Genomic DNA, 26,143 nt, shown 5'->3' with positions numbered 1-26,143 from the left:
CACTCCGATAGCGCCCTCCGCCCGGTCCGTGACCGCCACCGCCGGACGCTCGCTGGCCCGCTCGTGCAGCGCGAGCCCGACGACGGACGCCAGGACGACCGCGAACCCGACCCACTGGCTGCCGTCCAACGAGCCACCCAGGACGGTCACCCCGACCAGGGCCGCAGTCATCGGAAACGCCAGCTCCGCCAAGGTCGCCCGTGACGCGGGCGTGGCCTGCAGCCCCCGGTAGTAGAGCAGCAGCGCGAGCAGGCCCGGCACGAGCGCGAGCACGACGACGCTGCCGGCCGCTCCGGCCCCGATCCGCAATGGGGTGTCGCTGAGCAGCGCGATCGCCGCGAGTGCCACGAGCCCGACCCCGAAGCGCAGCGTCGTCACCTGCGTGAAGGCCAGCTCCGCGCTCGCGGCCCGTCCCAGGACGGTGCCCGCCGCCCACAGCGCCGCCGCGCCGAGGGCAAGCCCAGCGGCATACAGGTTGGTGATGCTGACGGCGAACGGGTCGGGGAAGCTGAGCAGCCACGCGCCGACGAGGGCCGGCACGGCGAACCACGCGAACGAGCGGCGCAGACGCTCGCCCAGCAGCAGGGCGGCGAGCAGCAGCGCGATGAGCGGCTGGAGCTTCTGGAGCACCTGGGGCGTGATCGGGTCGCCGAGCCGGAAGGCCGACGTGAACAGGGTCGTCGCGAGCGCCGACGAACCCGCCCCGATGACCAGGACGCTCACCCGCGTACGCCAGCTCGCCCGCAGCACTGCGCGGACCGAACCGACGAGCCACGGCGACACGAGCACGACGAGCACGACGTGCTCCCAGAAGACGACCGCCACCGCTGGGAACTGCTTCGCGAGAGGGTCGCGCCAGATTGCCGAGAGCCCCCACATACTGGCGGCGAGGGCGATCAGCCAGGTGCGGTCGGCGCGGAGCGTGCGTGGGACGGTCATGTCGGCCAGTATGCCGATGTCGTGGCGTATGCCGCCGAGTCGGCTTCGTACCCCGGCGCCCGGCGCCCCCGCGAGCTGCGGGCACCGCCCTACTAACTAGGCTCCTGACGTCAGGTAGGCGCCTCGGCCGCGGTCGGGTCGTGGGCGCTGCCTCATCGACGAAGGAGGGTTCATGGCGACGACATCCGCGGTGGTGCTGGGCCGTCTCGACGAGGTCCGGGTCTGGCAGGAGGAGCTCTACCGGGACCTACACGCCCATCCGGAGCTCTCTCACCAAGAGCACCGGACCGCGCAGGCGGTTGCGGGCCGCCTCGCCGCTGCGGGCTGCGACGTGCACTCCGGGGTGGGCGGCACCGGGGTCGTCGGCATCCTGCGCAACGGTGCGGGCCCTACGGTCCTGCTCCGTGCCGACATGGACGCGCTGCCGGTACGCGAGGCCACCGGCCTGCCGTACGCCAGCACGGCGACCGCGACCGCCGCGGACGGCACGCAGGTGCCGGTCATGCATGCCTGCGGTCACGACGTGCACGTCACCTGCCTGCTCGGCGCCCTCGACCTGCTGGCCGGCGCGACGGACGTCTGGGGTGGCACCGTCGTCGCCGTGTTCCAGCCGGCTGAGGAGGTCGCCGACGGTGCGAGCGGCATGGTCGAGGGCGGTCTGACCGATCTCGTCGACACGGTCGACGTGGCCCTGTGTCAGCACGTCCTGCCGCTGCCCGCCGGGTGCGTTGCGACCCGCAGCGGGCCGGTCCTGTCCAGCGCGGACAGCATGCGCGTCACGGTCCACGGGCGCGGCGGCCACGGGTCGATGCCGCACGCGACGGTCGACCCCGTCGTCGTGGCCGCGATGATCGTCGTGCGTCTGCAGACGGTGGTCTCCCGCGAGCTGCCCCCGGGCGAGCCGGCCGTCCTCACCGTCGGCAGCATCCAGGCCGGCACGAAGAGCAACATCATCCCCGAGTCAGCCACGATCCTGCTCAACATCCGCACCTACAGCGACGAGACGCGCACCGGCATCCTGTCGGCCATCGAGCGGATCGTCCGGGCTGAGTGCGCTGCCTCCGGTGCGCCCGAGGAGCCGGAGCTCGAGCTGTTCGACCACTTCCCGCTGACGGAGAACGACCTGGAGGTCACCGCGCGTGTCGCCGCCGCTTTCGCCGGGCACTTCGGCGACGCGGCGCAGGAGCTGGCCCCGGTGACTGCGAGCGAGGACTTCAGCGACCTGCCGCGGGCCTTCGACGCGCCCTACACGTACTGGGGGATCGGAGGCACCGACTCCGAGGTCTTCGACCGGGCCGCAGCAGCGGGGCGGCTCGCCCAGGACGTGCCGGTGAACCACTCGGCCGCCTTCGCCCCGGTGCTGCAGCCCACCCTCGACACGGGCACGGCCGCGCTGGTGGTCGCCGCGCTCGCCTGGCTGGGGCGAGAAGAGCAGCTGGGACGAGAGCCCTGAGGTGGAGCACGAGACGACCCTGCTGCTGGCCCTCGACCTGACGGGCACCTTCGCCTTCGCCCTCAACGGCGCGCTGACCGCGATGCGGGTCGCCGACGTCGACATCGTCGGCGTCCTCACCCTCGGCATGCTCACCGCGCTCGGCGGCGGCATCGTCCGGGACATCCTCATCGACTCCCTGCCCCCGGCCACGTTCAGTGACTGGCGCTACCTCGCGATCGCCGCCGGCGGCAGCCTGCTCGCCTTCATCTCCGGCCAGCGGCTCTACACGGTGATGCGGCCCATCATCGTGCTCGATGCCGCCGGGCTGAGCCTGTTCGCCGTGACCGGCGCGAGCAAGGCCCTGGCCCTCGGGCTGGGGCCGGCCCAGGCAGTCATCCTCGGCGCCATCACGGCGGTCGGCGGCGGCACCCTGCGCGACGCGCTGACCCAGCGGGTCCCGAGCGTCCTGCGCAGCGAGCTCTACGCGATCCCGGCCCTCGTGGCGGCGACCATCGTCGTGCTGTCCACGATGGCCGGTGTCTACTGGCTGCCGTGGGCTCTCGGGGCCGCTGCCGTGTGCTCCGGGATCCGGATGGTCGGGGTGCGCTACCACCTCAACGCCCCGAAGCCACCCCGCCCCGACCTGTGAGCCACGCCTTCCCGGCGATCACCGGGAGGTACCGGACACCACATACGTCGAGTTGCAGGCCTGCACCTGCGAACGCCGCCCCTCGAGCACGGCGACACTGTGCCCGACTCGCGCCACCACCGTCCCGAGCTCCATCCGGCAGGTCCGTAGCTCGTGATCGAGTGCGCCACCGCCGACGTCGAGCCAGACGTCGAGGAAGCGCTCGACCCGGTCGATCGAGGGCACCGTGAGGTCGGGCAGGTCGAGGTCAGGGCCTCCGAGCGCGTCTGCCTGCTGCACGAAGCGCGCGACGGACTCCGCGACCAGGTCGAGGTTGCACTTCACCTCGTCGATCCGCTCGAACTTCAGCCGGGAGACCCCGCTGCCGCCTGACACGATGTCCCAGGTCGACCAGCCACAGGCCGCCGATAGCGTGCCCTGCGCCGTCTCGAGCGCCTGCAGCGTGCCCCGGCCCGTCCCGATCGCGACGTCGAGGTCGGACAGCTCGCGGCGCACTCCGAGCACTCGTCGCGCCTCGGCCGCCACCGAGGGGTCGCATACCACCGGGTCGTCGCCCTGCTCCGCGAGCTCTTGCAGGGCTCGCTCGTAGTCGGTCTCGGCCGTGTCGAGCAGGCGGCTGCGGTCGTCGAGCCGGTCCAGCTCAGTCCGGCATCGCGCCACCTCGGCATCCACGTCGGCGACCGCTGAACGTGCGGCAGCGACCTGGTCCTCGAGCCGGGCACGGTCCGGTTGCGACCGCCGACGCAAGCGGCCCAGCACGGCCCCCAGCCAGGACGTGCGCCCCTCGAGTGCCTGCTCGGCCACCGTCAGCTCGTCCGCGAGGCGCCGGCGCTCGGCGCGCCGGGCCGCGAGCGCATCACGGGCCGTGGCGAGACGCGCACCGATCTCCCCTCGCTCGAGCAGGTCGTCCTCGGCGCGCTCGAGGGTCTGCAGGGGAGGGATGTCGTCGTCGGGCACGATTCGCTGCGTCTGGATCATGACCACATCCTCTCGAGAGCAGGCATCGCCCGCATCCACGGTCCGGCGCCCTGTGGACAAGTGGGCGCGGTCGGCAAAGAATCGCCGGCATCCAGGTCACGCGCCGTGTTTCCCCGGAGCCGGGGCCGGCTCCGGCGCGCCGAGAGTCTGGTGGAAGCCTTCCGGGATCACGAACAGCTCCGGGGTGAGCTCGTCGATCGAGGACAGGCCCATGCCCAGCAGCGCCGAGTCGATGCCGCCGCGCAGGATGTCCAGCACGTTGCCGACGCCCTGTTCGCCGTTGGCGGCCAGCCCCCACAGGTAGGCGCGGCCGATCATCACCGCACGCGCGCCGAGGGCGAGGGCCTTGACCACGTCAGAACCACGCCGGATCCCACCATCGAGAAGCACCTCGACCTGGCTCCCGACCCGGTCCGCGATCGGGCGCAGCACCCGGATCGTCGCGGGGGTGCCGTCGAGGTTGTTCCCGCCGTGGTTCGACACCGAGATGCCGGCCACGCCGGCATCCACCGCGCGCAGTGCGTCATCGACCCGGCAGATGCCCTTCAGGACGAACGGCAGACCGCCGCTGATCTCGGCCCACGTGGCGCGCATCCAGGCCACGTCCTCCCACGACGGCGGCGGGGTGCTCATCCACTCGTAGTAGGCGCCGAAGAACGTCGGCGCCGGCCCCCCGCCGGACGGGGCCAGGTTCGGGGCGGTCAGGTCCGGCAGGGCACCGGTCCGGGCGTAGCACCACAGCCAGCGAGGCTTGGTCACCACGTGCGGCGCCAACCGGACCATGGCGCGCAGGTCGACCCGCTCGGGGATCTCCGGTGACCCCCAGTCCCGACCCATCGAGAACGACCAGTCCAAGGTCGCGATCAACCCCTTCGCGCCGGCGGCGTGGGCCCGCTGCATGCGGGCCACCATCACGTCACGCTCACCGGTCCAGTACATCTGGAAGAAGGTCAGCTCGCTGACCGCGCACACCTCCTCCACCGACTTCGAGGCGAAGTTCGACAGGCCCATGATCGTGCCCCGGGACGTGGCGGCGGCGGCCACCGCGACTTCACCGTCCGGGTGGACGCCCTGCACCCCCGTCGGGCTGATCAGCACCGGCAGCGAGACCTCGTGACCCAGCACGGTGCGGGTCATCGAGCGCTGCGGCTGCTGGCCGGCCACATGCGGCGCGAAGCCGATCTCGGCGAACGCCGCCTGGTTGTCATCCATCGTCGACCCGCGCTCCGACCCGGCGACCAGCGCGGCATACAGCGGCGCCGGCAGCCGTCTGCGGGCGCGCTGCTGGGCGATCGCGACGGACTCGAACCACGGGTTCTGCTTCCACGGGTTCTGCAGCCAGACTGGCTTCAACACGGGTCAGGACACCTCCTGCTGCGGCGGCAAGTGGCCGGCCAACGGACTCTGGGCAGGCGCGGGTAGCCCCGGCGATGCCCTTCTCAGCCTACGAGTTCCGGGCTGCAGACCACCTTGTCCCCGGGCTTCAATCGGCGAGAGCGCGTCCCCGCCACTCCGGCAGGCCGAGCGCGGCAGCGGCCGCGAGGACGAACGCGGCCCCGAACACCCCGAAGACGAGCCCGCTGCCACCGAGGCCGAGCAGCCAGGGGACGGACAGCGGCGCGAGGATCGAGGCGATCCGTCCGAAGGCCGCCGCCGACCCGGCCCCGCTCCCCCGCAACGCCGTCGGGTAGATCTCCGGCGTCACGGCATACAGGGCACCCCACGCTCCGAGGTTGAAGAACGACAGCGCGCACCCGGCCGCGATGATCGCCGCCTCGGTGTCTGCCCGTCCGAACGCGGCCGCGGCCACCGCCGACCCGAGCAGGAACGAGGCGAGCGTCGGGCGACGCCCCCACCTGTCGATGAGGACGGCGGCGGCGGCATACCCGGGCAGCTGCGCGAGCGTGATGATGAGCGTGAACTGGAACGACTTGGTCAGCGAGAAGCCGTCTGCCACAAGGAGGCTCGGGATCCAGATGAAGGCGCCGTAGTACGCGAAGTTGACGAAGAACCAGACCAGCCACAGCGCGGCCGAGCGGCGCCGCAGCGGCCGCTCCCACAGCGTGGTCCACCCCGGCGCGGCCTGCACCCGCGCCGGTGGGGACGGCACCGGCGCCACCCCCGAGGCCACCTCGAAGCTGCGCACGGCCGCCTCGGCCTGCTCGGTCCGCCCGCGCCACTCGAGGAAACGCACGGACTCGGGCAGCCGGGCCCGGACGAAGAGCGCGTAGGCCGCCGGGACGATCCCGAGGAACAGGGCCCACCGCCAGCCGTGCTCCGACGTGGGCACGACGAGGTAGCCGATCAGCGCGGCCAGCAGCCAGCCGAGCGCCCAGAACGCCTCGAGGATGACGACGACGCGTCCGCGGATCCGTGACGGTGAGTACTCGCTGACCAGCGTCGAGGCGACGGGCAGCTCGGCGCCGAGACCGAGCCCGACGACGAAGCGCAGCACGATGAGCATCGCGACACCGGTCGAGAGCCCCGACGCGCCGGTCGCGACCCCGTAGACGAGCAGCGTCAGCGCGAAGACGTTGCGGCGACCGATCCGGTCCGCGAGCAGGCCACCCACGGACGCGCCGATCGCCATGCCGACGAAGCCGATCGACCCGATCCAGGACAGCTGAGTCGCGGTCAGCCCCCACTGCTCGGCGAGCGCCGCCATGACGAAGGCGATGAGCCCGACGTCCATCGCGTCGAGGGCCCAGCCGATGCCCGAGCCGACGAGCAGTCGCCGGTGCTGGCTGTTGAACGGCAGCCGGTCGAGTCGCTCGCTGCGGGTCAGGGCCGTCGTGCCCGAGATCTGCGGGTCGGTCGTCGGGACGCTCACGTCCGCTCCTTATGGTCGCTCCGAGCATATGGTAACCACGTTGGCGCGCTCAAGGGTCGCCTATGTCGGGGCCACCTCCCGTGCAGAGGCCGCGTGCGGCATCCCCTGGGCGGGCATCCCCTGTGCGGCATTCCCCCTCGTATGCCGCTCAGCTCGTGGGCGCATCGGCCGGGCTCGCGGGCCGGCGGGCCACCATGAGGCCGATCCGGCCGTGCTGGAGCACCTCGTCACGCTGGTTGCGCAGCTCGAAACGTCGGTCGAGGATCCCGGCATCGCCGCGGCTCGTCAGCCGGGCACCGACGATCTCGACGCCGCAGCGGACGGTGTCACCGATGCGGACCGGGCCGGTGAACCGCCAGTCGTCGATCCCGAGCAGGGCGATCGAGCTGTCCTCGAAGACGCCGAGGCGCGAGGCGAGTCCCAGCGCGACCGAGATGCCGAGCATGCCGTGGGCGATCCGCTCACCGAACCTGCTCTCGCGCATCGACTCGGCGTCGGTGTGGGGCGGGTTGGTGTCCCAGCTCCACCCCGCGAACAGGACGACGTCGGTCTCGGTGATGGTGCGGCCCTGGGTCGTGAAGACCTGACCGGCCTCGAAGTCCTCGAAGAACATTCGTCGAGCCTATGGGAGCGGCGGCGGGTGCGGGATCCCGGCCCCACCATCGGTCGGGAGCGGCGAGCGGCCTCGAGTCGGCCCCTACCGGTTGGCGGCGGCGTGGCGGCGCAGCTCGGCCTTGGCGAGGGAGTTCTTGTGCACCTCGTCGGGGCCGTCGGCGAACCGGAGGGTCCGGATGCCTGCGAAGGCCGCGGCGAGCTCGGTGTCCTGGGACAGGCCCGCCGCGCCGTGCGCCTGGATCGCCTTGTCGAGCACCCACTCGACCGTCTTCGGCGTCGCGATCTTGATCGCCTGGATCTCGGTGTGGGCTCCCTTGTTGCCGACGGTGTCCATGAGCCACGCGGTCTTGAGCACGAGCAGGCGCAGCTGCTCGACCCGGACCCGCGCCTCGGCGATCCAGTCACGGATCACGCCCTGCTCCGCCAGCGGCTTGTCGAAGGCGACCCGCTCCGAGGCGCGGCGGCACATCGCCTCGATCGCCAGCTCGGCGACGCCGATGGCACGCATGCAGTGGTGGATCCGCCCAGGGCCGAGCCGCGCCTGGGCAATCGCGAAGCCGCTGCCCGGCTCGGCGAGCAGGTTGCCCGCCGGGACCCGCACGTCGGTGAAGGCGATCTCGGCGTGGCCGCCGTGGTCGTGGTCGTCGTAGCCGAAGACCTGCATCCCCCGGACGAGCTCGACGCCCGCCGTGTCACGCGGGACGAGGATCATCGACTGCTGGCGGTGCCGCTGCGCGGTGGGGTCGGTCTTGCCCATGACGACGAGGATCTGGCAGTCCGGGTTCATCGCCCCGGTCGTCCACCACTTGCGGCCGTTGACGACGTAGTCGGCGCCGTCCCGGCGGATGCTCGTCTCGATGTTCGTCGCGTCGCTGCTCGCGACCCCGGGCTCGGTCATCGCGAAGCCCGAGCGGATCTCGCCGCGCAGCAGCGGGTCGAGCCACTGCCGCTGCTGCTGCTCGGTGCCGAACTCGTTCAGCACCTCCATGTTGCCGGTGTCGGGGGCCGCGCAGTTGAGCGCCGGCGGGGCCAGGCGCAGGCACCGGCCGGTGATCTCCGCGAGCGGCGCATACTGCAGGTTGGTCAGCCCGGCCCCGCGCTCGCCGGGCAGGAACGCGTTCCACAGCCCGCGGGCCCGCGCCTCGTCGCGAAGCTGCGCCAGCACCGGGACCGTGCTCCACGCCCACCGGTCCTCGAGTGCGGCGACCTGCTCGTCGAAGGTGGCGGCGGACGGGACGATCCGCTCGTCCATGAAGGCGAGCAGGCTCGCGCTCAGCTCGCGGGTCCGGTCATCGGGGGCGAAGTCCATCAGTCCTCCTGGTTCGGGCGCAGAGACCGCAGCCCTTGCGTGACGAGCGGCTCGACGGCAGCGCCGATCGAGTCGAAGCCGGCACCGACGGTCTGGCCGTGCGCGTGGCGGTAGTGGATCCCCTCGAGGATGACGGCGAGCTTGAAGTAGGCCAGCCCGAGGTGGAAGGCGAGGTGGGTCAGGTCGCGACCGCTCCCGGCGGCATACCGGTCGAGCGTCTCGTCGGGGGTGAGGAACCCGGGCGCGAGCGACGCGTCGGAGACCGCGTTGCTGTCCACCATGGCCGGCATGGTGAGGTACGCGTGCAGCAGGGCGACATCGGTGAGCGGATCACCGAGCGTGGCCATCTCCCAGTCGAGGACGGCGCGCACCCGGTCGTCGTCGTCGACGAGGAGATTGTCGAGCCGGAAGTCGCCGTGCACGATGCCCGGCGGCCCCTCGGTCGGCTCAGCCACCGTCAGTCGCGCGTGCAGCTCGTCGATGCCCGGCACCTCCCGGCTCCGCGACGCGTCGAGCTGCTGCTTCCACCGCCGCACCTGACGGGCGAGGAAGCCTTGCGGGCGACCGAAGTCGCCGAGCCCGACCGCCTCCGGGTCGACCGCGTGCAGCACGACGAGCGTGTCGACCATCCGCTCACTGATGGCCCGGACGCGTTGTGCACCAAGGGCTTCCAGCTCGGACGCCAGCCGGTACGGCGTACCGGCGACATGCTCCATGACGTAGAACGGAGCCCCGATGACCTCGGGGTCGGGGCATGCGGCGTACATCTGCGGCACGGGCACGGCCGTGTCGCGCAGAGCGGACATGACCCGGTGCTCCCGACCCATGTCGTGCGCCGTCGCGAGCACGTGCCCCAGCGGTGGGCGGCGGACGATGACCGAGCGCCGCCCGTCGGTGACGGCATACGTGAGGTTCGACTTCCCACCGGCGACGAGGCTCGCCTCGAGCGGCCCGGTCAGCAGCCCCGGTGCCGCTGCCGTCAGGAAGCGCTGCAACGGCCCGAGCGGGAGGCCGGGTGGGTCGTCGTGGCCCATGAGTCCCTCAGCCCTTCGGTCCGCCTGCCACATAGATGACCTGCCCGGAGACGAAGCCGGCCTCCTCGCTCGTGAGGAACGCGGCGACCGCCGCGATGTCCTCGGGCTGGCCCACCCGCTGGACCGGGATCTCCTTGGCGCTGTAGGCGACGAAGTCGTCGAAGGGCACGCCGAGCCGCTCTGCGGTGGCTCTGGTCATCTCGGTCTGGATGAACCCGGGGGCGATCGCGTTGGCGGTGACCCCGAACCTGCCGAGCTCGATGGCGAGGGTCTTCGTGAAGCCCTGCATGCCGGCCTTGGCGGCCGAGTAGTTGACCTGTCCGCGGTTGCCGAGCGCCGAGGTGGAGGAGAGGTTGACGATGCGGCCCCACTTCGCCTCGGTCATGTGCTTCTGGGCTGCCCGGGTCATCAGGAACGAGCCGCGCAGGTGGACCCCCAGCACGGCGTCCCAGTCGCCCACGGTCATCTTGAAGATGAGGTTGTCGCGGGTGATGCCCGCGTTGTTGACCAGGATCGTCGGGCCGCCGAGCTCGTCCGCGACGCGCTCGACCGCGGTCTGCACGCCCGCCTCGTCGGCGACGTCGACGCCCACGGCGATCGCCTTGCCGCCCGTGCTCGTGATCGCCTCTACCGTTGTCGCGCAAGCAGGCTCGTCGATGTCGAGGACGGCGACAGCATGCCCTTCCTCGGCCAGCCGCTTGGCCACAGCGGCTCCGATGCCGCGGGCGGCGCCGGTGACGATGGCGGTGCGAGGGGTCTGTGCGTTCACTTGTGCTCCTCGGTGTCGATGACATGGGTATGTCGTGTGCTTGCGCCCGACGCGCCGGCGCGTTGTCGCTCCGGCTGAGCCTCGATGTGCTGCTCGAGCTTCTGCTGGAGGTGGTTCATGCCGGCGAGCCACCCGTCGGGGTCGGTGGCCCGCTTGACGTAGTAGTCATGGACCTCGGGGTGCGGGAGGATCAGCGCCACGTCGGTCTGCAGCCCGGCCCAGACCGAGTCGGCGACCTGCTCGGCGGTGAGCGCGCGGTCGTGGCTCAGCAGGCCGGCGAGCGGGCCGGACTGCTCGAGGATCCGGGTCTGCACGCCCTGCGGGCACACCGCCTGCGCGACGATCCCGTGGTGGCGGTAGGTCGCGTTGATCCATTCGACGAGGGCGACCGCAGCGTGCTTGGTGACCGAGTACGGCAGGTCCTGCAGCATGGTCAGCAGCCCGGCTGCCGACGCGGTGACGACGAAGCGCCCGCCGCCCCGCTCGACCCACTCCGGGACGAGCCGACGGGCCGCACGGACGTGGGCCATGACGTTGACCTCGAGGATGCGAGCCCAGTCCGCGTCCGGGGTGTCCAGGCCGCCCATGAGGGCGATACCGGCGTTGCCGAAGAAGGCGTCGACCTGACCGAGGTGCTCGCTCGCAGCTGACAGCAGGCCCGCCACGCCGGCGTCGGTCGCGACATCGGCGGGGACGGGGTGCGCACCGGTCACTGCGGCCGCGGTCTCGAGCTCGGCGGCGTCCAGGTCGGAGACGACGACCTGCCAGCCCTCCGCCACGAGCCGTGCCGCGACGGCCCGTCCGATGCCACGGGCCGCCCCCGTGACCACGGCCCGGGTGGGCACGCCTCGGGTGAGGACGGTCTGCGGCACGTTGGTTCCTTCGGGCGTGGGCATTGCTCAGAACATGAGCGCTTGCTTACCATGTCGAGTCAGCGCGTGGTTCGTCAAGTCTGTGTGGGCCACGTCATCCCGACGCAGGAGGTGCGAGTGCAGCAGGTCGGCGAGACTCAGCCGACCGTCGCGCAGCAACGAGTCCTCGATGCAGCGGCGGCGTGCTTCGGCGAGCGTGGCTTCCACGGGACGACGACTCGCGACATCGCCAAGCAGGCACAGCTGTCGCCCGCCGTCCTCTACGTGCACTACCCCACCAAGGAGGACGTCCTCTACGAGATCTCCCGGGCCGGTCACGTGGCCGCCCTCGAGGTCCTGCGAGCGGCGGCGGCCCGAGGCTCGACGCCGACGGAGCAGCTCGGCGAGCTGGCGCAGGACTTCGCGCTGTGGCACGCCCGCAGCCATGCGGTCGCCCGGGTCGTCAACTACGAGCTCGGCGCGCTGAGCCCCGCGCACCACGAGCAGATCGCGCTCCTGCGACGCCAGATGGAGCAGGTCACCCGGGAGGTTCTCGAAGCGGGTCTGGACTCCGGGGAGTTCGCCGTCGCCAACACCTCCCTCACGGCGCTCGCGGTGCTGAGCCTCGGCGTCGACGTGGGCCGCTGGTTCAAGACCACCGGCACGTGGCAGCCCGAGGACGTCGCCAAGCACTACCGCGAGCTCGCCCTGCGGATGGTGCTGGCCCACTGACTGTCGGCCCCGCTTGCCACAATCGGAGGATGCTGCTCTCCGTGATCGTCGAGACGTCCCGTGCCGTCACCGCGACCTCGTCCCGCACCGCCAAGGTCACCCACCTGGCGGCGGCCCTACGCGCAGCCGCCGCACAGGACCCGGGCCGCGTCGGAGCCGTCGCAAGCTACCTGTCGGGCTCGCTGCCCCAACGGCGCACCGGCGTCTCGTGGCGCAGCCTGACCGAGCTGCCCACCCCGGCCGAGCAGGCCACCCTCACGGTCGCCGAGCTCGACGACGCCGCAGAACGGCTGACCCGCACGTCCGGGTCCGGGTCAGCCGCGGCGCGTGCCCGGCTCGTGAAGGGCCTCTTCTGCCGGGCGACCGACGACGAGCAGGCGTGGCTGCGGGCCGTCTTCGTCGGCGAGGCCCGGCAAGGCGCCGGCGACGGCATCATGCTCCAGGCCATCGCCCGAGCCGCAGACGTGCCCGATGCGACCGTCCGTCGCGCCGTGATGCTGGCCGGGCGCACCGGCCCGGTCGCCGCGGCAGCGCTCACCGGCGGGGCCGCGGCCCTCGACGCCATCGAGCTCGAGGTCGGTCGCCCGCTCCGGCCCATGCTCGCGGCATCCGCGCCCGACGTCGCAGGTGCACTCGCCACGCTGGAGGGCGAGGTGGCCATCGAGACCAAGCTCGACGGCATACGGCTGCAGGCCCACCTCGACGACGGCGCCGTGGGCCTGTTCACACGCACGCTCGAGGACGTGACGGACCGCCTGCTCGAGATCGTCGACGTGCTCCACGCGCTCCCCGTCCGACGAGCCGTGCTCGACGGCGAGGTCATCGCGCTCGGCGAGGGCGGCCGGCCGCTGCCGTTCCAGGTCACCGGTGCCCGCACCGCCTCGAGCGCCGACCCCCAGCGGCTGCGCGCCGAGGTGCCGCTGACGGCGTACTTCTTCGACCTGCTCCACCTTGACGGCGCCGACCTGCTCGACCGCCCGCTCGGGCAGCGGTGGGACCGGCTCGCGGCGCTCGCCCCGGCCGAGCAGCTCGTGCCTCGCATCACGACGGCAGACCCGGTCGCGGCCCAGGCCTTCTTCGACGAGGTGGTCGCCGCCGGGCACGAGGGCATCGTCGTCAAGGACCTTCACCGGCCATACGCGGCGGGGCGACGGAGCCCCGGTTGGGTCAAGGTCAAGCCGCGGCACACCCTCGACCTCGTCGTCCTCGCCGTCGAGTGGGGCAGCGGCCGGCGTCAGGGGTGGCTCTCGAACATCCATCTGGGCGCCCGGGACGCCGAGACCGGCGGGCTGGTCATGCTCGGCAAGACGTTCAAGGGCATGTCCGACGAGATGCTGCGCTGGCAGACCGCCCGGTTCCGCGAGCTCGCGATCGGCGATCCCGACGCAGGGTGGGTCGCGCAGCTACGACCGGAGCAGGTCGTCGAGGTGGCCTTCGACGGGGTGCAGCGCTCGTCGCGCTACCCGGGCGGGATGGCGCTGCGGTTCGCCAGAGTGCTGCGCTACCGCGACGACAAGCCGGTATCGCAGATCGACACGGTCCAGACGGTGCGCCTGCTGGCGGGGTGGTGACATCGAGACGGTTCGGGGTATCGACCGACCTCTGCAGGTCGGTCGCTACCCCCAACCGAAGGGAAGTATAGGTGGGTCAGCGCCGCGGGGTGGACGGGCGCAGCGCCGCGGGCACCGTGCCGGTCACCATCTGCTCCGCGAGCAGGCGGCCGGTGGCCGGGCCGAGCGTGATGCCCCACATGCCGTGCCCACCGGCGACGAAGACCCGCGGCGAGCGCGTCATTCCGATCAGCGCGAGCCCGTCCGTGGTGCAGGGGCGCGAGCCGACCCACTCGTCCTGGCGGTTGTCGAGGTCCGCACCCGTGAGCAGCGGGCGAGCGGCCTCGACGATGGCCTCGATCCGACGGCCGTCGAGCGGCGCCTCGGGCTTGCGGAACTCCATCATCCCGGCGACGCGCAGCCGGTCCTCGAGCGGCGTGCACGCGACGCGGGCGGCGGGGAAGTAGACCGGGCCGTTCGGCAGGTGCTCGACCGAGACGCTGAACGAGTAGCCGCGGCCGGCCTGCACGACCCGCTTGACACCGAACTCGCGGGCCAGCTTGCCGAGCCACGCACCGGTGGCGACGACGGCCGCGTCGAACTCCTCGACGCTGCCCTCGGCGGTCGTGACGACGACGCCGTGGCCCGTGTCGCGGATGTCGCGGACGGTGGCACCGGAGAGGATCTTGCCGCCACGGTCGGCGACGGAGTCGGCGAGCGCGTGGACGTACTCGCCCGGGTTCACGTAGCGCTGGCCGTGCAGGACGATCGCGGCACCGATCTGCTCGGAGAGGGCGGGCTCGATGGCGCGGGCCTCGTCACCGGTCAGCACGCTGTACTCCATCGGCTGGCCGGCAGCGTGGATGTGCTCGATCTCCTCGAGCAGCGTCTCGCGCTCCTGCGCGGTGCGGTAGGCGGCGGTGAACGACTTCGCCTCGTGGCTGCGCGCCGCGACACCGCCCTGCTCGAGCACGTCGAAGCTCTGCAGGGACATGCTGTTGATCGGCACGAGCTGGGTCATCGCGCGCTTCCAGGCCTTCATCGTGCTCTTGCGCGTGAAGCCGGTCACGAACTTGAGGAAGTTCGGGTCGGCGCTCGGCGGCACGTAGACCGGGGAGTTCGGGCTGAGGACCGCACGCAGGCCGTACTTGAGGACGGCCGGCTCCGGCAACGGCGTCGCGATGCCCGGCGTCAGCCAGCCGGCGTTGCCCCAGGAGGAACCCGCCGCGACACCTTCGCGGTCGATGACGGTGACCTCGACGCCACGCTCCTGGAGGAACCAGGCGGTGGCGAGACCGACCATGCCGGCGCCGACGACGGCGACGCGCTCGGGGACGGGGAGACCTGACGGGGTGGTGGCCATTCGCAACACTGCTCTCTGACGATGTGGGTGGGCGGTGACTCCATCGTCTCTCGGATCGGGGCTCACCCGATGGTGCTAGGTTGCCAAAGAATGGTCTGGACATAGTGCTCTCACCACAGCTGCTACGGCACAATGGGGGTATGCCGCTCGCCTCCTCCCAGCCCCACCGCGGCCTACCCGTGGCAGACGTCGTCGCGACGCTGGGCGGTGGGCTGCTCCGGGTCGTCGTCGATGCCCCCACCCCCCTCGTCGACGACATCACGGTGGCCGAGCCTGCCCAGCAGGTGCTCGGTCAGGCCGGCGACCTCGTCCTCGGTATCGGCGCGGACTCCGAAGAAGCCGCCACCGACCTGGTGGTCAGCGCCGGCGAGCGCGGTGCCACCGCGGTCGTCCTGCGCAGCCGTACCGCCCGCAGCCGCGAGGTGCGGACGGCGGCCCGGCGCCACGAGGTCGGTCTTGTCGAGCTGTCCGACCAGGCCTCCTGGGCCCACGTGGTCTGGCTCCTGCGCGGCGTGCTCGACCGCGCAGCTGCTGGGGAGGTGACCGGAACCGGGCCGATCCATGACGAGCTCTTCGCCCTGGCCGACGCCTGCGCCGCACTGCTCGACGCGCCGGTCACCATCGAGGACACCCAGTCGCGGGTCCTGGCCTACTCGTCGCGGCAGGATGTTGCCGACCCGATCCGGGTGTCGACGATCGTCGGGCGCAAGGTTCCCGATGCTGTCCTGACCAGCCTGCGAGGACGGGGCGTCTTCCGTCGGCTGGCCCGCTCGGCCGACCCGTTCTTCGTCCCGGCCGCACCCGACGGCTCGCTGCGCCCGCGCCTGGTCATCCCGGTCCGTGCGGGGGGCGAATGGCTCGGCTCCATCTGGGCCGTGCTCGAGCAGCCGCCGCCCACCGAGGTGCTCCGGTCCCTGACCCAGACCGCCTCGGTCGTCGCGCTGCACCTGCTCCGCTTGCGCTCCGAGGCCGACCTCGCCCGCAGGATCAGCGCCGATCGCCTCCGGGCCCTGCTCTCGGGTGACCTTGCCGGTGCGGACCAGTGGCTGCCGGCCGGCCCGTGGCGCGTCGTGGCCCTCGACGCCAGGCAGGACGACGACCTCCCGGGTGCGCCTCTCGACCTCTGGGAGTCGGCCTTCCGTCGCGCCTCGTGGCGCCGGCCCCTCGTCGCAACCGTCGACGACCAGGCCATCGCCCTGGTCCGCGACCCCGGCCCGCCCGACCTGAAGCAGCCGGCCGAGCCCGCCACCTGGTCGTGGCTCGTCGACATCGCAGACCACGTGGCGACCGACCACCCGTCGGCTCGCGCCGCGGCAGGCGCCGCCGTCACCCGCCCGCAGGAGCTGACCCGCTCTCGCACCGAGGCGGTCGAGACGCTTCGAGCCCTGACAGCCGGACGGGTGCCCGGCCCCACTGCGACGGTGGAACAAGCCTGGGCTCCCGTCACGACGGACCGCGCCGTGAGCGGCATACGGACCCATGCGCTGCTCGGCCCCGTGCTGAACCTGCGGTCACACGACGCCGAGCATGACACCGACTACGCACGAACTCTGGCGGTGTGGCTCGACCACCCCGGTGACCCACGCTCAGCGGCCGCGCGGCTGCATATCCACCCGAACACGCTGCGCTACCGGATGAGCCGGCTCACCGAGGTCGTCGATGTTGATCTTGCGGACCCGGAGGCACGGCTGGCGATGCGTCTCCAGCTACGTGCCCTTGGGCACTGACGAGCCTCAAGGACGCTCTCAGCGCCTTGCAGCCCGCTTGGGGACGGCCACCCACCGACCCCGTGCTATTCGGTTATAGGTCGGCGAGCAACCCTCGTACCTCGGACTCCTTGTACCGGCGATGGCCGCCGAGAGTCCTGATGGACGTGAGCTTGCCCGCCTTGGCCCACCGCGTCACGGTCTTCGGATCAACCCGAAAGAGGGCCGCCACTTCGGCGGGCGTCAGCAACTTGTCCGCTTCTCTTCGTTCCTGTGTCGTCATCTAGTGTTTCCCCCACCTGCCGCATGCGCGGCGACACAACGCGGATCCACCCTTGGGTCCGACTGCCTCAGCCTACGGCGCCAGAGGGGTCAGGTGGGCATAATCCACGAAATGGACTCCTGGTGGGTGCTTCGGAGCAGCCCGGGGCGAGGCGTCGGAGACAGCGAAATGCCGCCCGCTCATGTACCGTTAGCATCACGAGAACACACACATTCCCGGGGCCGCTACGCGGAGCATCGAAGGACCACTGGTTCTTCGAGGTGCGATGCCGTCCCGGCACGACGCACGAGGGGGTCACGCCATGGGGCGCGGCCGAGCCAAAGCCAAGCAGACCAAGGTCGCACGGCAGCTCAAGTACTACACACCTGACACGGACTTGAGCGCGCTGGAGCGAGAGCTGCACAAGGCGTCCGAGACGGACCCCGACGACACGCCGCAGGTCGACGAGGACGACCACGACGACTACGGGAAGTGGGCTTCGGGCGAGCACTGACCTCGCCTCGCCGGCATCCCGCACACCTCGTGCATCGGGCAGGCCCGACGCAATGCTGACCTGTGCCTGCGGCTCGTCGCCAGGCGGGCTGGTCGTCAGGCAGGGTGGCAGCCGACGAGCCGGACGCCGCCCCCGTCGACTCCCTTGGTACCGCGGATCACACCGGCGGCCTCCTCGATGGTCACGGCGTCCTCGCTCGTGATCTGGCCCAGCCGCCAGGCCGGTATGCCGCTGTGCTCGATGATCTCGCACGCGCGGTCGGCCTGGTCGGGCCGCAGGACGACGACGAAGCCGATGCCCTGGTTGAGGGTTCGTTCGAGATCGGCCTGCGGCACCCGGCCCAGCGCCTGGACCGTCCGGAAGACGGCGGGCGGGGTCCACGTCGCCCGGTCGAGCGTGGCGAACAGCCCCGGCGGCAGAACGCGGGCCACGTTGGCCGCGAGTCCGCCGCCGGTCACGTGGGACAGCGCGTGCACGTCGACCCCCACGGTGTGGATCAGGCCGAGCAGGGGCGTCGTGTAGATGCGTGTCGGCTCGAGCAGCTCCTCGCCGAGGGTGCGGCCGAACTCGTCGACGTGCCGTTCGAGCTGCCAACCATTGGCCTCGACGACCCGGCGGACCAGGCTGTAGCCGTTGCTGTGCAGACCGCTGCTGGCCAAGGCGAGGACGGCGTCGCCCGGCGCGACCCGGTGGGGGCCGAGGACGGCGGCGTGCTCGACGACCCCCGTCGCGGCCCCGGCGAGGTCGTACTCGTCGGGCTCGAGCAGGCCGGGGTGCTCGGCCGTCTCGCCGCCGACGAGGGCGACACCAGCCTGCTGGCACGCCCGGGCGATGCCGCTGACGATGGTCGCGACCCGTTCCGGGACCACCTTGCCCGTCGCGATGTAGTCGGTCATGAAGAGCGGCTCGGCGCCACACACGACGATGTCGTCGACGACCATGCCGACCAGGTCGAATCCGATCGTGTCGTGCTTGTCGAGAGCCTGCGCGATCGCAACCTTGGTGCCGACGCCATCGGTACTCGTGGCCAGGACCGGGCGGGTCATGCGGACGATCGCGCTCGCGTCGAACATGCCCGCGAAGCCGCCCAGCCCCCCGAGCACCTCGGGCCGGGTCGCGCGGCGCACCGACTCCTTCATCAGCTCGACAGCCTTGTCGCCGGCCTCGACGTCCACTCCGGCGGCGGCATACGTGATCGGCGCGTCGGGCTCGTTCGTCACCGGCTCAGCCTACCGAGCCGGACTGCGCCCCTGCTCCTCGAGAGTGGTGCGCCCCTCCTTACGCATCGAGAGTGCACCTCTCCTCATCGACAGTGCACCTCTCCTCATCGACAGTGCACCTCTCCTCATCGAGAGTGCACCTCTCCTCATCGAGAGTGCACCTCCGCCGATTGAGAGTGCACTGTCGATCAGAACTACTGCACTGTCGATCAGAACTGCTGCACTGTCGATCAGAACTGCTGCACTGTCGATCAGAACTACTGCACTGTCGATCGGGACTACTGCACTGTCGATGGGGTGGAGGGCTCAGGGGTGGTCGAGCGCCCCCGACCCGCCGACGCCGACGCCGATCGGCACACCCTCGGCGTCGGTGTCGATCGACCTGTCGTGCCCGGTCCGCACTTCGAGCGGCAGCGTCTCGAGCACGTGCTTGCCGATGCGACCATCCTCGGGCAGCTCGATCGGGTAGCGGCCGGTGAAGCAGGCCGTACAGAGCGAGCCACGCGGTTGCCCGGTCGCCCCGATCATCCCGTTCTCGGAGATGTAGCCGAGGGAGTCGGCACCGATCGAGGCACGAATCTCCTCGACCCCCAGTCCGGTCGCGATGAGCTCGGCCCGGCTCGCGAAGTCGATCCCGTAGAAGCACGGCCACTGCACCGGCGGCGACGAGATCCGCACGTGTATCTGCGCCGCCCCGGCCTCACGGAGCATCCGGATCTGCGCACGCTGGGTGTTGCCGCGCACGATCGAGTCGTCGACGACGACGAGCCGTCGGCCCCGGATCGTATGCTCGAGCGGGTTCAGCTTGAGCCGGATGCCGAGCTGTCGCAGCGTCTGAGACGGCTGGATGAAGGTCCGTCCGACATACGCGTTCTTGACGAAACCCTGCCCGAACGGGATCCCCGACTCCTGGGAGTACCCGACGGCAGCCGGTACGCCCGACTCGGGTACCCCGATGACCAGGTCCGCATCGACCGGGTGCTCCCGGGCCAGCACCCGCCCCATCTCGACTCGCGCCTCGTGGACGACCCGTCCGCGGATGACGGCATCCGGCCGAGCGAGGTAGACGTACTCGAACACGCAGCCCGCTGGCGTCGGCTCCGCGAACCGGTGCGAGCGCAGTCCGTCGCCGTCGATGGCGATGAGCTCACCCGGCTCGACCTCGCGGATCACCGCCGCACCGATCGTCTGCAGCGCGGCCGTCTCGGACGCCACGACCCAGCCGCGCTCGAGGCGGCCGAGCGCGAGGGGACGGACGCCCCAAGGGTCGCGAGCGGCATACAGGGTGCCCTCGTCCATGAAGACGATGCTGAAGGCCCCACGCAGCTTCGGCAGCAGGTCGAGCGCGGCCTGCTCGGACGTCTTGTCGGGGTCGGCGGTCAGCAGCGTCGTCACGAGCGCGGTGTCGGACGTGTTGCCGCGCGCGAGCTCACCGGTGACGCGCCCGCCGGCGAAGTGGTCGTCGACCATCTCGCGCAGCTCGACGGTGTTGATCAGGTTGCCGTTGTGGGCCAGCGCGATCGTCGTGCCGTGTGACCCGCCGAGGGTGGGCTGGGCGTTCTCCCAGGTGGAGCCACCGGTCGTGGAGTAGCGCGTGTGACCGATCGCGATGTGTCCGCGCAGCGAGCTGAGGGCCGCCTCGTCGAAGACCTGGGAGACCAGGCCCATGTCCTTGTAGACGAGGATCTTCTCCCCGTCGCCGGTCGCGATGCCGGCCGACTCCTGCCCGCGGTGCTGCAGCGCGTACAGCCCGAAGTAGGTGAGCTTGGCGACCTCCTCGCCGGGTGCCCAGACGCCGAAGACCCCGCATGCATCCTGCGGGCCCTTCTCGCCGGGGAGGAGGTCATGGGACAACCGACCGTCACCGCGTGCCACTGGCCGATTCTCGCACAGCCGCGGCTCGGGACGGTCAGCGCAGGAACAGGGCCCGCAGCCGCACGGCGGTGAACCAGATGCCGAGCACGGACAGCACGACGAAGTAGAGCGCGTGCCACGCCGTCGCGGGCGCCAGGTGCCCGACCGCGAGGTCGCGCATGAGCTCGATGCCGTGCCAGAGCGGCAGCGCCATGACGAGCCACTGGATCGCCGCCGGGAAGACGCTGATCGGGAAGAGCGTCGAGGAGAAGAGGAACATCGGCAGCAACGTCAACGCGACGATGTCCATCTGCTGGAAGCTCTTGAGGAAGCTCGTGACCGCCATGCCGAGGCTGGCGAAACCGAGCGCGATGAGCACGGCGACCGGGATCATGAGTACCGCCCACCGGGAGGTGACCAGGCCCATGACGAGCATGACGACCATGAACCCGACGGCATAGAGCAGCCCGCGGAACAGCGCCATGGTGATCTCGCCGAGCGCGATGTCCATCGGCCCGAGCGAGGTCTGCAGCATGGCGTGGTAGATCTTGGCGAACCGCAGCTTGAAGAAGACGTTCCACGTCGAGTCGTAGACGGCGCCGTTCATCGCCGAGGCGGCGAGCAGGGCCGGCGCGATGTAGGCGGTGTAGGCGATCGGGTGGCCACCGGGCCCGGGTACGCTGCCGACCAGGCCGCCGAGGCCCAGACCCATCGCGAGCAGGTAGAAGACCGGCTCGAAGAAGCCGGAGAGCATGACGACCCAGTTCTGGTTCTTGATGACCTTGAAGCCGCGTTCGAGCACCGCCCGCGTGTTGCGCCCGTAGAGCCCGGCGAGCCGGCGGCCTCGTGGCCGGGCGAGCGTGCTCACTGGGCTACCCTCCTCATCGGCCGAGCCGGCGGGCGTACGTGCGGCGGGCGAGGGCGACCCCGACCGAGGTGAACAGGAGCAGGACGGCCAGGTGCACGAGCGTGAGCCAGAGCGGCTCGACCGCGCCGTATGCCGCTTGGCGGGCGAGCTGGGTGCCGTGCCACACCGGCGAGATCCATCCGATCCACTGGAGGTAGACCGGCATGACCGACAGGGGGAAGAACGTCCCGGCGAACAGGAACATCGGCATGATGACGAAGCGCTGCACGAAGGCGAACTGGTAGCCCTCGTCGGTCAGGTGGGCGGCATACGCCTGCAGCGGCGCGCCGAACGCGGCAGCGGTGAGCACACCGACCGGGACGGTCAGCCAGGACCAGCCACTGGGGGCGGCATGGAAGAGCAGGAGCATGACCCAGAAGACCGTCGACTGCAGGACGAACCGGATGAGCACCCCGCCGAGGTGTCCGACGGCGATCTGCTGCGGAGAGACGGGAGTCGCGCGCGGCGCCCAGTAGAGTCGGCGCCACTTGAAGCCGGCCATGACCGGGTAGGTCAGCTCACCGCCGACGGACATGACGACCGTGGCGACGAGCAGCGCCGGGCCGACGAAGGTGAGGTAGGGCACCCCGCCCGAGCCGCCGCTGCCTCCGACCGTGCCGACCCCGCGATCGACGAGCAGACCGAGACCGAGACCGAGAGCGATGAGGTAGACGAGCGGCATGACGACCATGTAGAGGCCGATGGAGACCGCCCACGCCTTGGCGTTGACCAGCCAGTACTCGATGTAGTACCACCAGCCCCAGCGCCGGGCCCGGCGTGCGAGGACGGCCGCGTCGGGGACTCCGCCGGAGGCGGCAAGCCGGGTCAGGTCGGCCACCGCGTAGCCGGGCGGTCCGGATGCTCCCGCGTGGCTCAGGTCCTGGTCAGCCATTGTCGTGCTCAGTCAATGAGACTCCGCCCGGTCAGGCGCAGGAAGACGTCCTCGAGCGACGAGCGGCGCACGAGCGAGGTGATCGGGGACAGGCCGCGGGCGGCCACCTGGCGCAGGGCGGCGTCGCCGTCGTCGGCGTAGATGAGCAGCCGGTCGGGCAGCACCTCGAGCCGGCTGCCGACGTCGGCGAGCCGCTCGGCGGCGACGGCGTTGTGTTCGGCTCCGAAGCGGACCTCGAGCACCTCCCGGGTCGAGTACCCGCGGATGAGCTCGCGCGGGGTGCCTTCGGCCATGATCCGGCCGTGGTCCATGACGACGAGCCGGTCGCACAGCTGCTCGGCCTCGTCCATGAAGTGGGTCGTCACCACAAGGGTGACCCCGGCCTCCTTGAGCCGGAAGAGCCGATCCCAGAGCACGTGCCTTGCCTGCGGGTCGAGACCGGTCGTCGGCTCGTCGAGCAGAAGCACCTGCGGCTCGTTGACGAGCGAGCGGGCGATGGTCAGACGCCGCTTCATGCCGCCCGAGAGGTCCCCGACCTTGGCCTTGGCCCACTCGGCGAGCTGCGCGAACTCGAGCAGTTCGTCGGCCTTCGGCCGCAGATAGGCGTAGGGCAGGCCGAAGTAGCGGCCGTACATGATCAGGTTGTCCCGAACGGAGAGCTCCTCGTCGAGGTTGTCCTCCTGCGGGACGACGCCCAGGTGGGCGCGGACCTCCGGCCCGGACTCGGCCGGGTCGAGGCCGGCCACGGTCATGACACCGCCGGTGCGTTGCAGGGTGCCGCCGATGATGCGCATCGTCGTCGACTTGCCGGCGCCGTTGGGCCCGAGCAGACCGAACGACTCTCCGTGTGCGATCTCGAAGCTGACCCCGTCGACGGCCCGGACCCGGCCGTAGACCTTCGTCAGACCGACCGCCCGGATCACCGCCTGGGTGCCGGACGCGACGACGCCGTCTGTCGATGCGGTTGCTCGGCTCGTCACTTCCGCAAGTATGCCGCAGCCGTGTGACAACCCCGAACACACCGTTCGCCGAGAAGGGCGGCCGGAACCTGTCACGCGAGGGGGATTTCGGCGACGATCTCGTAGCGGGGCCGCCGGCGCCTGCCCTCGCCCAGATGTGACTCGATCAGGTGTATGGCGCCAACCCGCCACTCGGGGCTCTCATAGGCGCTGAAGGCGCGGATCCACCGGGTCGCCTCGGTCGGTCGCCGGAACCGGCCGAGCGTCACGTGCGGGTGGAACCGAGTCCCGTCGGGGGTCGCCCCTGACTTGTTGAACGCGCCTCGGACCGAGGCGCTGAGCGGACTCAAGGCACCACCTGCGTCGGCGATGCCCGCCCAGAGGGTGCGAGCGGCATACGGGTTGGGGAACGTGCCGGCGCCGAGCAGGGCGAGGGTGAAGGGCTTCGTACGGTGCCCGGCATGCGTCAGACGCTCGGTGAGATCGTCCAGGAGGCGGTCCGGTGCGGCCGGGCAGAAGGCGAGGGTGACGTGCCACTGGCTTGGGTCGGTCCAGCGGATCCCGTCGGATGCCTCGACCCTGGGGGCGAGGTGCTCCTCAAGGTCCTCGAGGACCTGCTCCGGAGGGACGATCGCAGCGAAGAGGCGCATGAGACGGCAACCACGTCGCCGGTTCAAGGTATTCCGCAGCCACCACAGCATCGGTCAATACCTCGAACCGATCGGGCCGGAGGTCACTCCTGCACGGCCGCGGCCGACGCGATCGGGCCGTCGAGGTCTACGGCTGCGCACGCCCGGCGGCGGGGGTTGGGGCACGCCTCGGTGGTCCAACCGCTCATCACGCCGTTCGGCGCCCGCTGCGTGAGCGATCCCGGGCTCAGCGATTTCCAGGTAACTCGCCGAGCTGTTCTTCTCACTGTTCCTTGATCACCGTCGCGCGCGGAACGTCAACGGAGCGGGAGGTAGACGACCTGGTGGATCCACTCGTCCGCATCGGAGACGGCGGCGATGAATGCCAGCTCGTCGATCGAGCTTGCCATCGAGACAGTTGACGGCAGGACGAAGACGCCGGGCATCGGTTCCCCGGCGGCCATCCGCTCGAGCACTTCTGCGGTGATCGCGTCGCACCTCCTTCGCTCCTCACGATACCGGCCACCCGTTTGTCCGGCCTCCTGGTTTGCCGTGCCCCTGATGCACGCCTGTCAATGTGGTGGGTAACCGCTGGGATCACATCTCGCGCCCAAAGCGAAAGTCCAAGTCAGCCATGGGCTGACCTGGACTTTCTTCGTAGCGGGGGCAGGATTTGAACCTGCGACCTCCGGGATATCAGCCCCGGCGCTCTCCCAGCAGGGCATATCGTGCGAGTCCTTGCGTCTGACCAGGTGTTACGCTGACTGGCTTGTGTTTTCGTGTTGTTCGCTGTGGCGCGGCGTGGAGGATCTAGCGCGTAGGTTAGCGCGTAGTTTCTGAGGGTGCCGTCAGCACCGGGTGCGGCACGCTCTTCCCAGCGTGTCGCCTCGCCCGTGCGGGACGCGCTGACGGATTTCATGTCTGATACACTTGATTCTATGTCAAAGACCCGCCAGACCCGTATAGCCGTGGATGTGAGCGCCGACGAGCAGGCCAGGTGGCGGGATATGGCAGAGCGCCTCGGGCTTACGCACGCACGCCTGGCCCTGGGGTGTCTGGCCGTGCTGGAGGGGGACGAGACTTTTCGGCAAGCCGTCGCTGATGCCGCTCCCCCCGGTCCCCAGAGGGGCGGGGTCCGCACCGGGGCGGGGAGACCCCCCAAGCGCGGCTGAGCATGACACCGCCCGCCAGGATTCAATCCTGGCGGGCGGTTCTGTGACGGACCGTCAGCCCTCGCGGGGCAGGATGCCGCGCTCCTGGGCATCGGTCATCCACGCCTCCAAGTCGAAGGCCTCCCCTCGGATCGCCACCTGTTCGTGACGCTGGGCCTGCTGGTCCTCGTCGTCCACGTCGGGGTAATCGGTCGCCAAGGCGTCCCAGGCGTCCCAGCGAGCCTCAAAGAGCGCCTCGGCCAGTTCATCGACGGCCTCCTCCGTCAACATCCCGTCTGCCCACGTGGCGGCAGACTCACGCGCCTCTGCCCGCAGGGAGATGCGGTCCTCTGCGATGTCGTAATTCTTCATGGTCTTTCCTTTCGTCGGTGGCTCTAATTCAAGTATGACACACTTGAATAATCGGTTCAAGCCTCACCAATCTCTATGAGGTGTGTCTCGGATGGCTTAGGGATGTTCCGGCGCGAGTCCGTCATCCACGACCTCTCCTGCCGCGCCCACGACCACCGTCCTGAGGACAGGTCCGCGCCCGCCCTTCACCTCGCCGGTCACCAGCCGATCCGGCGCGCCGTCCACTGGCCAGCCGGACGGGCTGGTGGGGACCGCCCAGCCTGAAGGCCCGGCGGTCTCGTTGCTCGTGCTCATCTTGCTCGTGCTCATCGTTGTTCCCTCCCTCGACGCCCCACGAGGGGCACCACTTTTCAGCCGACCTTTGCCGACCGTCTGCCCTGCCCCAGCAGGTCATCCAGATCGTCTGCCGAGGTCTCCGCCACCTCCTCCATCTCCACGCCTATGCGCTCGGTCCCCCTCAGCACCGCCCCCGATGCGCTCTCGGCGGCAGCCCTGCCCCGCTTGCGGAGCGCGTCACGGGCGAGCGTCCGCTGCCCGCCCGTGCCGCCTTCCAGCCACCCGGACAGAGCCGCAGGTGGGGTATGGGGGTTCGCAGCGAGGCGCTGAGCGACGCTGATATCCCG

The 26,143-nt window shown here is 70.8% G+C and carries 27 protein-coding genes; 6 read left to right on the top strand and 21 right to left on the bottom strand.

What is annotated here, in order from left to right:
• Positions 1–939, bottom strand: a 939-nt coding sequence (locus L0H79_RS08405; RefSeq protein ID WP_301484146.1) for a DMT family transporter, incomplete at its 3' end; no start/stop codon positions are given.
• Between the two features lie 172 nt (positions 940–1,111).
• Here L0H79_RS08405 and L0H79_RS08400 point away from each other — a divergent pair.
• Together L0H79_RS08400 and L0H79_RS08395 are read left to right on the top strand one after the other, a co-directional pair.
• Positions 1,112–2,392, top strand: a complete 1,281-nt coding sequence (locus L0H79_RS08400; protein ID WP_301484145.1) for an amidohydrolase — start codon at positions 1,112–1,114, stop codon at positions 2,390–2,392.
• Position 2,393: 1 nt separating this feature from the next.
• A complete protein-coding gene (locus L0H79_RS08395; protein ID WP_301484144.1) occupies positions 2,394–3,023 on the top strand; it encodes a trimeric intracellular cation channel family protein in 630 nt (209 codons plus the stop codon).
• An 18-nt stretch (positions 3,024–3,041) separates the two neighbouring features.
• On the opposite strand, the gene L0H79_RS08390 is transcribed toward L0H79_RS08395, so the two are convergent.
• The 8 genes from L0H79_RS08390 to L0H79_RS08355 form a co-directional block, all read right to left on the bottom strand.
• Positions 3,042–4,001 (bottom strand): hypothetical protein, encoded by a 960-nt coding sequence (locus tag L0H79_RS08390; RefSeq protein ID WP_301484143.1) that lies wholly within the window; start codon positions 3,999–4,001, stop codon positions 3,042–3,044.
• A gap of 96 nt (positions 4,002–4,097) precedes the next feature.
• A complete protein-coding gene (gene mftD / locus L0H79_RS08385) occupies positions 4,098–5,357 on the bottom strand; it encodes a pre-mycofactocin synthase MftD (RefSeq protein WP_301484142.1) in 1,260 nt (419 codons plus the stop codon).
• Positions 5,358–5,484: 127 nt separating this feature from the next.
• Positions 5,485–6,831 carry an MFS transporter gene (locus L0H79_RS08380; RefSeq protein ID WP_301484141.1) on the bottom strand — a complete coding sequence of 449 codons (1,347 nt, stop codon included), beginning with the start codon at positions 6,829–6,831 and terminating at the stop codon, positions 5,485–5,487.
• 148 nt (positions 6,832–6,979) lie between these two features.
• Positions 6,980–7,444, bottom strand: coding sequence for a MaoC/PaaZ C-terminal domain-containing protein (locus tag L0H79_RS08375; protein ID WP_301484140.1), 465 nt, complete (start codon positions 7,442–7,444; stop codon positions 6,980–6,982).
• An 84-nt stretch (positions 7,445–7,528) separates the two neighbouring features.
• A complete protein-coding gene (locus L0H79_RS08370) occupies positions 7,529–8,755 on the bottom strand; it encodes an acyl-CoA dehydrogenase family protein (protein WP_301484139.1) in 1,227 nt (408 codons plus the stop codon).
• Complete coding sequence (locus L0H79_RS08365; RefSeq protein WP_301484138.1) at positions 8,755–9,789, bottom strand: phosphotransferase family protein; 1,035 nt, start codon at positions 9,787–9,789, stop codon at positions 8,755–8,757. The genes L0H79_RS08370 and L0H79_RS08365 overlap by 1 nt, the downstream gene beginning before the upstream one ends.
• 7 nt (positions 9,790–9,796) lie before the next feature.
• A complete protein-coding gene (gene fabG, locus L0H79_RS08360) occupies positions 9,797–10,558 on the bottom strand; it encodes a 3-oxoacyl-ACP reductase FabG (protein WP_301484137.1) in 762 nt (253 codons plus the stop codon).
• The gene (locus tag L0H79_RS08355; RefSeq protein WP_301484136.1) at positions 10,555–11,430 is read right to left on the bottom strand and encodes an SDR family oxidoreductase; all 876 of its coding nucleotides are present in this window, start codon (positions 11,428–11,430) and stop codon (positions 10,555–10,557) included. Before L0H79_RS08355 ends, fabG begins: the two co-directional genes overlap by 4 nt.
• Before the next feature lie 66 nt (positions 11,431–11,496).
• On the opposite strand from L0H79_RS08355, the gene L0H79_RS08350 reads away from it, so the two are divergent.
• Positions 11,497–12,141, top strand: coding sequence for a TetR/AcrR family transcriptional regulator (locus L0H79_RS08350; protein ID WP_301484135.1), 645 nt, complete (start codon positions 11,497–11,499; stop codon positions 12,139–12,141).
• 29 nt (positions 12,142–12,170) lie between these two features.
• Entirely contained in the window at positions 12,171–13,712 is a 1,542-nt protein-coding gene (locus L0H79_RS08345; RefSeq protein WP_301484134.1) for an ATP-dependent DNA ligase, read from the top strand.
• 76 nt (positions 13,713–13,788) lie between these two features.
• Here the strand turns inward: L0H79_RS08345 and L0H79_RS08340 are convergent, their stop codons facing one another.
• Positions 13,789–15,054, bottom strand: a complete 1,266-nt coding sequence (locus L0H79_RS08340) for an FAD-binding oxidoreductase (RefSeq protein ID WP_301484133.1) — start codon at positions 15,052–15,054, stop codon at positions 13,789–13,791.
• A 140-nt stretch (positions 15,055–15,194) separates the two neighbouring features.
• Here L0H79_RS08340 and L0H79_RS08335 point away from each other — a divergent pair, with 140 nt between their 5' ends.
• A complete protein-coding gene (locus L0H79_RS08335; protein ID WP_301484132.1) occupies positions 15,195–16,781 on the top strand; it encodes a CdaR family transcriptional regulator in 1,587 nt (528 codons plus the stop codon).
• Positions 16,782–16,854: 73 nt separating this feature from the next.
• On the opposite strand, the gene L0H79_RS08330 is transcribed toward L0H79_RS08335, so the two are convergent.
• A complete protein-coding gene (locus L0H79_RS08330) occupies positions 16,855–17,043 on the bottom strand; it encodes a BldC family transcriptional regulator (protein WP_301484131.1) in 189 nt (62 codons plus the stop codon).
• 301 nt (positions 17,044–17,344) lie between these two features.
• Here L0H79_RS08330 and L0H79_RS08325 point away from each other — a divergent pair, with 301 nt between their 5' ends.
• The gene (locus tag L0H79_RS08325; RefSeq protein ID WP_301484130.1) at positions 17,345–17,536 is read left to right on the top strand and encodes a DUF3073 domain-containing protein; all 192 of its coding nucleotides are present in this window, start codon (positions 17,345–17,347) and stop codon (positions 17,534–17,536) included.
• Positions 17,537–17,631: 95 nt separating this feature from the next.
• On the opposite strand, the gene purM is transcribed toward L0H79_RS08325, so the two are convergent.
• The 10 genes from purM to L0H79_RS08275 all read right to left on the bottom strand — a co-directional run.
• On the bottom strand, positions 17,632–18,756 hold the full coding sequence (gene purM, locus L0H79_RS08320; RefSeq protein WP_301484129.1) for a phosphoribosylformylglycinamidine cyclo-ligase: 1,125 nt from the start codon (positions 18,754–18,756) through the stop codon (positions 17,632–17,634).
• Positions 18,757–19,062: 306 nt separating this feature from the next.
• Complete coding sequence (gene purF / locus L0H79_RS08315) at positions 19,063–20,631, bottom strand: amidophosphoribosyltransferase (protein ID WP_301484128.1); 1,569 nt, start codon at positions 20,629–20,631, stop codon at positions 19,063–19,065.
• A gap of 34 nt (positions 20,632–20,665) precedes the next feature.
• Positions 20,666–21,478 (bottom strand): ABC transporter permease, encoded by an 813-nt coding sequence (locus L0H79_RS08310; protein ID WP_301484127.1) that lies wholly within the window; start codon positions 21,476–21,478, stop codon positions 20,666–20,668.
• A 13-nt stretch (positions 21,479–21,491) separates the two neighbouring features.
• Entirely contained in the window at positions 21,492–22,409 is a 918-nt protein-coding gene (locus L0H79_RS08305; protein WP_301484126.1) for an ABC transporter permease, read from the bottom strand.
• Positions 22,410–22,417: 8 nt separating this feature from the next.
• Positions 22,418–23,389, bottom strand: a complete 972-nt coding sequence (locus L0H79_RS08300) for an ABC transporter ATP-binding protein (RefSeq protein ID WP_301484125.1) — start codon at positions 23,387–23,389, stop codon at positions 22,418–22,420.
• Between the two features lie 71 nt (positions 23,390–23,460).
• Positions 23,461–24,018 (bottom strand): RNA 2',3'-cyclic phosphodiesterase, encoded by a 558-nt coding sequence (gene thpR, locus L0H79_RS08295; RefSeq protein WP_301484124.1) that lies wholly within the window; start codon positions 24,016–24,018, stop codon positions 23,461–23,463.
• Between the two features lie 296 nt (positions 24,019–24,314).
• Positions 24,315–24,461 (bottom strand): hypothetical protein, encoded by a 147-nt coding sequence (locus L0H79_RS08290; RefSeq protein WP_301484123.1) that lies wholly within the window; start codon positions 24,459–24,461, stop codon positions 24,315–24,317.
• A gap of 762 nt (positions 24,462–25,223) precedes the next feature.
• Entirely contained in the window at positions 25,224–25,520 is a 297-nt protein-coding gene (locus L0H79_RS08285) for a hypothetical protein (RefSeq protein WP_301484122.1), read from the bottom strand.
• Between the two features lie 96 nt (positions 25,521–25,616).
• Positions 25,617–25,829, bottom strand: a complete 213-nt coding sequence (locus L0H79_RS08280) for a hypothetical protein (RefSeq protein ID WP_301484121.1) — start codon at positions 25,827–25,829, stop codon at positions 25,617–25,619.
• A gap of 41 nt (positions 25,830–25,870) precedes the next feature.
• On the bottom strand, positions 25,871–26,143 hold a 273-nt coding region (locus L0H79_RS08275; protein ID WP_301484120.1), incomplete at its 5' end, for a hypothetical protein.

This window comes from Intrasporangium sp., assembly GCF_030452765.1.
GTDB lineage: Bacteria > Actinomycetota > Actinomycetes > Actinomycetales > Dermatophilaceae > Intrasporangium_A.
This window is presented reverse-complemented; position numbering and strand designations above follow the sequence as displayed.

What these genes read in the sequence shown, in the direction of transcription:
- thpR (WP_301484124.1), bottom strand. Translation starts at nt 24,018, where the DNA reads ATGCGCCTCTTCGCTGCGATCGTCCCTCCGGAGCAGGTCCTCGAGGAC.
- L0H79_RS08390 (WP_301484143.1), bottom strand. Translation starts at nt 4,001, where the DNA reads ATGATCCAGACGCAGCGAATCGTGCCCGACGACGACATCCCTCCCCTG.
- L0H79_RS08365 (WP_301484138.1), bottom strand. Translation starts at nt 9,789, where the DNA reads ATGGGCCACGACGACCCACCCGGCCTCCCGCTCGGGCCGTTGCAGCGC.
- L0H79_RS08375 (WP_301484140.1), bottom strand. Translation starts at nt 7,444, where the DNA reads ATGTTCTTCGAGGACTTCGAGGCCGGTCAGGTCTTCACGACCCAGGGC.
- L0H79_RS08305 (WP_301484126.1), bottom strand. Translation starts at nt 22,409, where the DNA reads ATGGCTGACCAGGACCTGAGCCACGCGGGAGCATCCGGACCGCCCGGC.
- L0H79_RS08340 (WP_301484133.1), bottom strand. Translation starts at nt 15,054, where the DNA reads ATGGCCACCACCCCGTCAGGTCTCCCCGTCCCCGAGCGCGTCGCCGTC.
- L0H79_RS08345 (WP_301484134.1), top strand. Translation starts at nt 12,171, where the DNA reads ATGCTGCTCTCCGTGATCGTCGAGACGTCCCGTGCCGTCACCGCGACC.
- L0H79_RS08280 (WP_301484121.1), bottom strand. Translation starts at nt 25,829, where the DNA reads ATGAGCACGAGCAAGATGAGCACGAGCAACGAGACCGCCGGGCCTTCA.
- L0H79_RS08400 (WP_301484145.1), top strand. Translation starts at nt 1,112, where the DNA reads ATGGCGACGACATCCGCGGTGGTGCTGGGCCGTCTCGACGAGGTCCGG.
- L0H79_RS08285 (WP_301484122.1), bottom strand. Translation starts at nt 25,520, where the DNA reads ATGAAGAATTACGACATCGCAGAGGACCGCATCTCCCTGCGGGCAGAG.
- L0H79_RS08325 (WP_301484130.1), top strand. Translation starts at nt 17,345, where the DNA reads ATGGGGCGCGGCCGAGCCAAAGCCAAGCAGACCAAGGTCGCACGGCAG.
- L0H79_RS08330 (WP_301484131.1), bottom strand. Translation starts at nt 17,043, where the DNA reads ATGACGACACAGGAACGAAGAGAAGCGGACAAGTTGCTGACGCCCGCC.
- L0H79_RS08370 (WP_301484139.1), bottom strand. Translation starts at nt 8,755, where the DNA reads ATGGACTTCGCCCCCGATGACCGGACCCGCGAGCTGAGCGCGAGCCTG.
- L0H79_RS08290 (WP_301484123.1), bottom strand. Translation starts at nt 24,461, where the DNA reads ATGGCCGCCGGGGAACCGATGCCCGGCGTCTTCGTCCTGCCGTCAACT.
- L0H79_RS08335 (WP_301484132.1), top strand. Translation starts at nt 15,195, where the DNA reads ATGCCGCTCGCCTCCTCCCAGCCCCACCGCGGCCTACCCGTGGCAGAC.